Origin of the sequence: Arthrobacter sp. HMWF013 (assembly GCF_003061105.1) — a bacterium.
Lineage (GTDB): Bacteria > Actinomycetota > Actinomycetes > Actinomycetales > Micrococcaceae > Arthrobacter.
Genome location: NZ_QAIQ01000443.1, coordinates 1 through 7,510, shown reverse-complemented (window position 1 = coordinate 7,510; position 7,510 = coordinate 1). Strand labels below are relative to the sequence as shown.

Sequence of the window (7,510 nt, the reverse complement as noted above, 5' to 3'; positions counted from 1 at the left end):
TTCCTGGACGAAGTCCCAGTCGATGTCCTGCTGCTTGAGGTCGGCGAAGAAGTCCAGCACCTCAGGGTTGGCCTGTTCTGCCGCGACCTTGTTGACCGGCATCGAGTTGAACTTCTTGGCGAAGGCGCCCTGGACCTCGGCGCTGCCGTACCAGTCGATGAACTTCTGGGATTCTTCCTTCTTGTCGGTTCCCTTGACGAGGGCAATCTGCTCCACGGCAAGCGGAACTCCTACCGACGGCATGACGGTCTCCACGTTGACCTTGAAGGTCTTCTCACGTTCGGTGATGATCGAGGACGGCATCTGGCCCATGTCCACTTCGCCGGAAGCGATGCGGGCAAACAGGTCCGTCTTCGCTACGGCCGGGCTGCCGTTCTGGAAGTACTGCTCCACCTGCTTCCAGCCCTCATCCGAGATGCCCAGGTCACCCGAATCATCCTTGTAGCGGGTGAGGATGCTCGCGAACACGAGCTGCGCAGTGGCGGTGCCCATGCCTGTGACACGCTCGTAGCGGTCCTTGAATTCGTCCTTGGTCCAGAGGTCGGTCCAGTCAGTGGGGGCGGCATCAGCCTTGATCTTGTCCGAGTTGTAGCCGAGGAGGATGGCCTGCTTTACCAGCGGCCAGTAGGCTTCACCGTCGCCTAGCTCCGCGTCCACGTCACCCGCCCAGGCCGGCTTGTACGGCTCCAGCGCGCCTTCGGCCTTGATCTGGGCGAAGTACATGTTGTTCAGTCCGAAAGCGATGTCGGCGATGGGGTTGTTCTTCTCGGCGATCAGCTTATTGGTCGCATCCGCCCCGCCTGCGCCGACAACCTCGACCTTGAAGCCCGCCTTCGTAGCCTCGGCAGTCAGCCATTCGCCGCGCCCTTCTCCATTGGAGTTGGTGTAGATGACGAGGGTTTCGCCGGAGGCACCGGCGGGCGCGGACGAAGCATCACCGGACGCGGCCGGGGTAGGGGATCCACCCCCGCAACCGGCAAGCAGGGTAGCGGCGACGACGGCGGCGGCCAAGGTGTGGAATTTTCGCACGATCAGGACTCATTTCTGGACTGGAGCGGACCGGAGCATTGTTCGGCAAGCCTATAGCTGGGCGCGTCGAATAGATGCGTCTATTGCTATCGATTTGATAAACAGCCGGGCTGATCAGTCTGGTGCGAGCACTGAAACGTTCAGCGTGCGGGAGGTGAACGGGCGGCAAACAGGCGCCGACCGCCGTCGGGCCCTCAGTCCTGTTCGAGGGTTTCCGTCAGATGGTGCGTCGGGATCCTGTCCCGGTCGTAGGTAATCTCGGTGTAGCCATGGGGTTCCGGCTTGCCTGCCGGGTTGAGGTTCACAAAAACGATCTCCTCAATGGTCAGGATGCTTTGGCGGGTGATCATGTTGCGTACTTCGGCCCGCATGGTCAGTGACGTTCGGCCAAAGCGGGTGGCGGTCAGCCCCATTTCGATCAGGTCGCCTTGCACTGCGGAGCTCACGAAGTTGATTTCGGAGATGTATTTGGTGACAGCGCGGCCGTTTCCGAGTTGGAGAATCGCGTAGATCGCAGCCTCTTCATCGATCCACTTCAGGAGGCTTCCGCCAAACAACGTGCCATTGGCGTTGAGGTCCTCAGGGCGGACCCACTTGCGGGTGCGGAAGGTGATGTCAGCGGATTCCATACGGCGAGATTAGTCGACGGCGGCGCGCGGGGCGCAGTGGCGGAGGCAGTGTGACGGCGTCAACCCTTCCTGCTCAGGCCATGGCGGTGTGCGCTGCGCTGTGGGAATCGATCACCTTGGCGTAGCAGTACGAGTGCGCCACTCCGATATAGGCGCCGAAGTTAGGGACGGGTTCGAAGCCGGAATTCTGGTAGAAGTTGCGGCCATCCGGCTGTGCTGAGCCGGCCTCCGCCTTGACCCGGGTGATGCCCTGTTTGTAGGCCTCGGCCTCGAGCGCCGCCAGGATGGAGCTCGCCACCCCCGAACCCCGGGTGTAGGGGAGCACGTAGAGCCGCTTGATTTCAGCGGTCACGCTGTCCAGGAGCCTCAGCCCGCCGCACCCCACCGGCTGCCCGGAGGCTTTGTCATATGCCACCAGGAATACGGCGCAGTCAGCGCTCGACGGCGGGGTCCCCGGTTCGTGGTCAGGGGTACCGAAGCGGGCGTCCAGTTCGGCCTGTTGTGCCCTGCGCAGATCAGCCCCCACTGGGTTGGACCACGTAACGGACCTGATGCTGAGACGGGGATTGGTCTGCATGACTGCCTCGATTCCGGCGAACTCGATGTGGCGAAGGGCTATGCGTACCAAGCCTAGGAGTGCGCCGTTAACGCTGTGTTTCCCCGGCGTAAGCAAAGCGATAACCCTGAGGGTGCCTGCTTGCCACGACTTTGCATGGAAGCCTAGATACAAGACGGGCTAGTGTTATGGCATGGCTTCCATTGACAACGAGGGTTCCGGGTACTGGTACGGGCCGGACGGCCAGCTGGACTACAGTGCAGCCGTTCTCAAGTCGCTGAGGGACTACCGGACCGCCGAAACCGCCGTGCGCCGTTCCACCCGCGACTCCATGGGGATGGGTGAAACGGACATCCTGGCCCTCCGTTACCTCCTGCGTGTGCAGGCGTCCGGCCAGACGGCAGTACCCAAGGACCTCAGCCGGTTCCTGGGGATAACCAGCGCCTCCACCACCTCCCTGATCGATCGGCTCGTGGAGAGCGGCCATGTACGCCGTGAGCCGCACCCCACTGACCGCCGTTCCGTGGTGGTGGTTCCTACGGTCGAATCGGACAAGGAGGTCCGGGTGACCCTGGGCGGCATGCACCGCCGCATGATGGCAGTGGCCGAGGGGCTTTCTGCCGAGGATGCGCGCGTTGTGGTGGACTTCCTGCGGCGCATGGCCGAAGCGCTGGAAGGTGAACGCCGACACCCGACCGAAGAAAGTATCTAGTCTGACTAGTTAGTTCGGCTATATATATGTATGCTTACGATTGTTCAGTCCTTGGAGATGGAGTCGTAGGCCGATGGTCACTTTTGAGCGGTGTTCTGAGATAGGCATGCAGTTCGACGAACGGCAGCATCCAGGGACAGGTGGCACGCCGCTCCACTGCAACGAACTGATGGACCTGGTGACACCGGCTGTCGGCGCCGAGGGCGCCGGCTACTCTTTTGATGACGAGGATGGGCCCGTGCAGCTGCCGCCGGTGTGGCGCTGCGGCTGCGGGTTTCAACTGGATGCCTGGGCCGCGCCTGAGGCATCGGCGGGCTTTGTTGCCGGCATGGCCCCCGCGGCCATGCACACGGGCCATTGAGCATTTCCGCAGGCCGGGCCGAAGCCACCGGCCGTTTCCAACTGCGCGAACGCCTGGGCCGCGGCTCCCTGGCTGTGGTTTTCCGCGCGATCGACCAATCAGACTTCCGTGAGGTGGCCGTCAAAGTCGCCGCGGAGCCTGGCCGGAAGGCGCACGAACGCATCCACAACGAAGCCCGGGTTCTTGCATCCCTGGCACACCCCTCCATCATCGGTTTCATCGCCGAGGGCATCATGCCTGCCGGCGGACCCCTTGCCGACCGGCCGTATTTAGTGGAAGAACTGGCCCTTGGTACCAGCCTCCTGGAGGTCATCCGGACTGGTCCCCGCGGCCCGGCGGACGTGGCGCCCTGGGCAGTGGGCATGTTCGAGGCGTTGAATCACATCCATACCAACGCCCTGGTGCACTGCGACATCAAGCCGGCCAACCTCATGCTCAGCGGGCTCCGGCGGAGTCCGGTGCGCCTCGTCGACTTCGGCATCGCCTCACAAGTGGGAGCCGCGCCCCAGGCCGGCATCTCGTCGGGAACCGTCCACTACATGAGCCCGGAGCAGGCCTCCGGCGGCGCCGCGCAGCCTGCCTGGGATGTCTACGCCATGGGGCTTGTCCTCCTTGAACTGATGACGGGGGAGAAGGCATTTCCCGGCACGGCAGTTGAATCCCTGGTGGCCCGGACGCTCCGGACCCCTGGGATTCCGCAGAACCTGGGCCCTGGCTGGGAGCCCCTGCTGCGGGCATTGACGGCCATGGATCCCCTGGAGCGGCCCTCGGCCGCCGAAGCAGCAGCCTGGGTTGGGCGGCTTCTCCCGGCGGTCTCATACCCCGATTTCACCCACCGCCGGCCGCGGAGCGCGTGGTGCCCAAGCCAGAGGCTGCGGCTGCCGGCCTAGCTCGATTTGTCCTGGCCGGTCGGGTCTTCGGCTGTAGGGTCCGCCAGGGCGAGGCCGCCAACCGGGCTTCCATCCCAATGGATCAGCTTCCAGCCGGCGTCGGGGTCCCCTTCCAACGCCACAATTCCGGTGTTGGACAGCACATGCTTCGCGGCAAACTCGTGGTCTGCGCCGTCGGCCCGAAGACCAGCCCAGGTGCGGATAGCGGCACCATGGCTGACAACGGCGGCCACTCCCTTGTCACCTCCGCGGACGGCGCGTTCGGCAATCAGGGTGATGGCGGCGTCGAACCGGCCAAAGAACTCGTGCCCATCAGGGCCGGCAGGCATCCTGCGGTCCAGGTCCCCGGCTGCCCACGCAAAAACCGTCCCCATGTAGTGCTTATGCGATTCCTTATCGGTCAGCTTTTCCAGCGACCCGGCTTCGATTTCATGCAGTCCGTCCAGCACTTCCACCTCAACGCCGAGCAGCCGGGAAAGCGGGGCAGCAGTGATCTGTGTCCGGAGGAGAGTGGAGGCGTAGAGCGCACCGATCGGCTCGTTCACCAGCGACCGCGCCATCGCCTCGGCCTGCCGTTCGCCCAGCTCGGTCAGCCCTGGCCCGGGGTGCGCGGTGTCCAGCTGGCCGAGTACGTTGCCGGGGGTCTGTCCATGACGGATGAGGAGCAGCTTCATGGACCCAGTTTCGCACCTCGGCGAACGCGCCGGGCCCACAGAGCCCGGCGCCGCCGTCGTAATTTATGCTGGCTGGGCGTTCAGCCCCGGCAACCGGGACGGAGCACACCCGCCGCGCGGGCTCCTCCTACTGGAGGTGGTCCACCAGCTGATCGGCGATGCCGGTGTACTTGCCGGGCGTGAGTTCGAGCAGCCGTGCCTCGGCCTCGGCAGACAGTCCCAGGCTCTGGACGAATTCCTGCATGCGGGCGGCGTCCACGCGCTGGCCGCGGGTAAGGTCCTTGAGCCGCTCATAAGGGTTCTCCATGCCCTCGACGCCGGCGATCGCCTCGGCGCGCATGACCATCTGGATGGCCTCGCCCAGGACTTCCCAGTTGGTGTCCAGGTCCGCAGCGAGGACGTCTTCGGCGACGTCGAGGCGGTCCAGGCCCTTGGCCACGTTGGAGATGGCCAGGAGGGAGTGGCCGAACGCCACGCCGATGTTGCGCTGGCTGGAGGAGTCCGTGAGGTCGCGCTGCCAGCGGGAGGTCACCAGCGTGGAACCGAGGACGTCCAGCAGGCCGGAGGAAATCTCCAGGTTGGCCTCGGCGTTTTCGAAGCGGATCGGGTTGACCTTGTGCGGCATGGTGGAGGAACCGGTGGCGCCTGCCACGGGGACCTGCGCGAAGTAGCCGATGGAGATGTAGCTCCAGATGTCCGTGCAGACATTGTGCAGGATCCGGTTGAACCGCGCGACGTCGGCGTACAGCTCTGCCTGCCAGTCATGGCTTTCGATCTGGGTGGTCAGCGGGTTCCAGGTCAGGCCAAGGCCCTCCACGAACGATTTGGAGACCTGCTGCCAGTCCGCGCCCGGCACCGATGCCACGTGGGCCGCGTACGTGCCGGTGGCGCCGTTGATCTTGCCCAGGTATTCGGTCCTGGCAATCCGGTCCAGCTGGCGGGTCAGGCGGTGGGCGATGACGGCCAGTTCCTTGCCCAGTGTGGTGGGCGTGGCCGGCTGGCCGTGCGTGCGGGACAGCATGGGCACGGCGCGGTTCTCCGCTGCCATGGCGCTGATCTGCGCCACGAGGGCACGGGCTGCAGGCAGCCACACGTCCTCCACAGCGCCCTTGACGCCGAGCGCGTAGGAAAGGTTGTTGATGTCCTCGGAGGTGCAGCCGAAATGCACCATGGCGGTCAGGTTTTCGATGCCGATGGCCGGGAGGCGGCGGCCGATGTAGTATTCCACGGCCTTGACGTCGTGGACCGTCACGGCTTCGATCCCGGCAAGCTCGGAGACTGATGAAGAGTCGAATTCAGTGACGATTGCCCGCAGCTGGTCCTGCTGCTCCGCGGTGAGCGGGCCTGCGCCGGGCAGGACATTGTTACCCGTCAGGTGGATGAGCCACTCGACTTCAACAGCCACCCGGTCGCGGTTCAATGCTGCCTCGGACAAGTAGTCAACGAGGGGTGCGACGGCGGACTGGTAGCGGCCGTCCAGCGGGCCCAGGGCGATCTGCTCCGATGACGCGGCGAGGGCCAGGCGTCCGGAGGGCGTGCGGGTATCAGCTGGGGCGGCAGTTTCAGGCATGTGCTGATTCTTTCATGAACTCCCAGGCGCTGCTTAAGCGGGAACCTGGTGTGACTTGTCCACATAGCCGACGCCGGCGCTTCCGGGGGCGGGTGCTGTTCCGTAGCGTCGGCACATACAACACCACAGAACAGGTGAGGGGAACAGGCATGAGCGGGGATTTGGGGGCAGCGGACCTGGCGGCACGTATGTCGCGGGCCTACGAGGTTCTGCAGCTGGCCGGGCGGGTAGCCAGGTGTACAGAGCAGGTGGAGAACGTTGTTTACAGCTTCCGGGAAATCCAGCTGCTCGAATGGCAGTCACCGGCCGGGCGGGCCTACCGGAATTCCGTGGCACTCCAGGAGGTCGCGCTCGGCAGGGCACGGGTTCGGCTGCATGACGCCTCGGCTGCGGTGAACCGCCATGCCCGGGAGGTTGCATCCCAGGCAGGCACAACCGCCGGGCGGTACTGATGGCCGAGGTGACGCCGTCCGGCAGCGGCGGCCCCATCTCGCTGACCGGGCCTGCGATGGACTGGGCGCTCGAAATCAGGGGCGGTATCGGCGGCATGACGTTCCAGCTTGAGGAACTCATCCACGGTGCCGGAAAGCTCGATCATCTCGCCGACGAACTGGCCGCCGTCGAGGTCGAAGTGCACCGCATCTGGGAGGACCTGGGCGCATATCAGAATGATTCGCGGCCCTCAGGGACCATCGCCCTGATGTCCGTCGGCGAAGCGGAGTGGAGCGTCCGGGCCGTCCGGGACGAGCTGCGACGGATCAGCAGCCAGGTTCGGGCCAGTCAGCGCGATTACGAGGCGGCGGAGGTGTTGGCGGACCTTTCGCGCGGAGCCGGTGCCGGGCTGGGAAACCCCGGGGCCCTTGGCCGACAGGCGGGAGATCTCTGGCTGGGCCATGCCCTCAACGGAGAAACCGCGGAACAAATCGTCGGTCCGTTGGCACTGGGGGTCCTGCTGGCAGTCTCACCGGAACGCTTTGCCATGGCGGTCGGGGCCGATCTGGCTGCCGGCAGGCATATAGCAGCTGCCGTTCCCTTGCTCACAGGCGTTGCTGGGCAGGACATCCGGATCCTGCAGCCGCGTGCTGTTAC

General features: G+C 64.9%; 9 protein-coding genes and 1 pseudogene. 5 read left to right on the top strand and 5 right to left on the bottom strand.

The genetic code is table 11. The features are described from left to right. From DBR22_RS16025 to DBR22_RS16015, 3 genes are all read right to left on the bottom strand, one after another. Positions 1 to 1,029, bottom strand: a 1,029-nt coding sequence (locus DBR22_RS16025) for an extracellular solute-binding protein (RefSeq protein ID WP_108599836.1), incomplete at its 3' end; no start/stop codon positions are given. A gap of 194 nt (positions 1,030 to 1,223) precedes the next feature. Then, the gene (locus tag DBR22_RS16020; RefSeq protein ID WP_108599835.1) at positions 1,224 to 1,658 is read right to left on the bottom strand and encodes an acyl-CoA thioesterase; all 435 of its coding nucleotides are present in this window, start codon (positions 1,656 to 1,658) and stop codon (positions 1,224 to 1,226) included. Positions 1,659 to 1,731: 73 nt separating this feature from the next. Continuing rightward, entirely contained in the window at positions 1,732 to 2,235 is a 504-nt protein-coding gene (locus DBR22_RS16015; RefSeq protein ID WP_108599834.1) for a GNAT family N-acetyltransferase, read from the bottom strand. Positions 2,236 to 2,407: 172 nt separating this feature from the next. Here DBR22_RS16015 and DBR22_RS16010 point away from each other — a divergent pair, with 172 nt between their 5' ends. The 3 genes from DBR22_RS16010 (at position 2,408) to DBR22_RS16000 (ending at position 4,177) form a co-directional block, all read left to right on the top strand. Beyond that, positions 2,408 to 2,926: a MarR family winged helix-turn-helix transcriptional regulator gene (locus DBR22_RS16010; RefSeq protein WP_108599833.1), complete on the top strand. Its 519-nt coding sequence runs from the start codon at positions 2,408 to 2,410 to the stop codon at positions 2,924 to 2,926. A 73-nt stretch (positions 2,927 to 2,999) separates the two neighbouring features. Beyond that, on the top strand, positions 3,000 to 3,287 hold the full coding sequence (locus DBR22_RS16005; RefSeq protein WP_108599832.1) for a hypothetical protein: 288 nt from the start codon (positions 3,000 to 3,002) through the stop codon (positions 3,285 to 3,287). Next, entirely contained in the window at positions 3,284 to 4,177 is an 894-nt protein-coding gene (locus tag DBR22_RS16000) for a serine/threonine-protein kinase (protein WP_108599831.1), read from the top strand. Before DBR22_RS16005 ends, DBR22_RS16000 begins: the two co-directional genes overlap by 4 nt. On the opposite strand, the gene DBR22_RS15995 is transcribed toward DBR22_RS16000, so the two are convergent. Both DBR22_RS15995 and purB read right to left on the bottom strand, forming a co-directional pair. Next, on the bottom strand, positions 4,174 to 4,851 hold the full coding sequence (locus DBR22_RS15995; RefSeq protein WP_108599830.1) for a histidine phosphatase family protein: 678 nt from the start codon (positions 4,849 to 4,851) through the stop codon (positions 4,174 to 4,176). The genes DBR22_RS16000 and DBR22_RS15995 overlap by 4 nt on opposite strands. Before the next feature lie 127 nt (positions 4,852 to 4,978). Next, positions 4,979 to 6,421 carry an adenylosuccinate lyase gene (purB, locus tag DBR22_RS15990; protein ID WP_108599829.1) on the bottom strand — a complete coding sequence of 481 codons (1,443 nt, stop codon included), beginning with the start codon at positions 6,419 to 6,421 and terminating at the stop codon, positions 4,979 to 4,981. Between the two features lie 149 nt (positions 6,422 to 6,570). On the opposite strand from purB, the gene DBR22_RS15985 reads away from it, so the two are divergent. Together DBR22_RS15985 and DBR22_RS15980 are read left to right on the top strand one after the other, a co-directional pair. Continuing rightward, positions 6,571 to 6,873, top strand: a complete 303-nt coding sequence (locus DBR22_RS15985; RefSeq protein WP_108599828.1) for a hypothetical protein — start codon at positions 6,571 to 6,573, stop codon at positions 6,871 to 6,873. After that, positions 6,873 to 7,510, top strand: a pseudogene (locus DBR22_RS15980) (hypothetical protein); the annotation flags it as partial. The gene DBR22_RS15985 and the pseudogene DBR22_RS15980, both read left to right, overlap by 1 nt.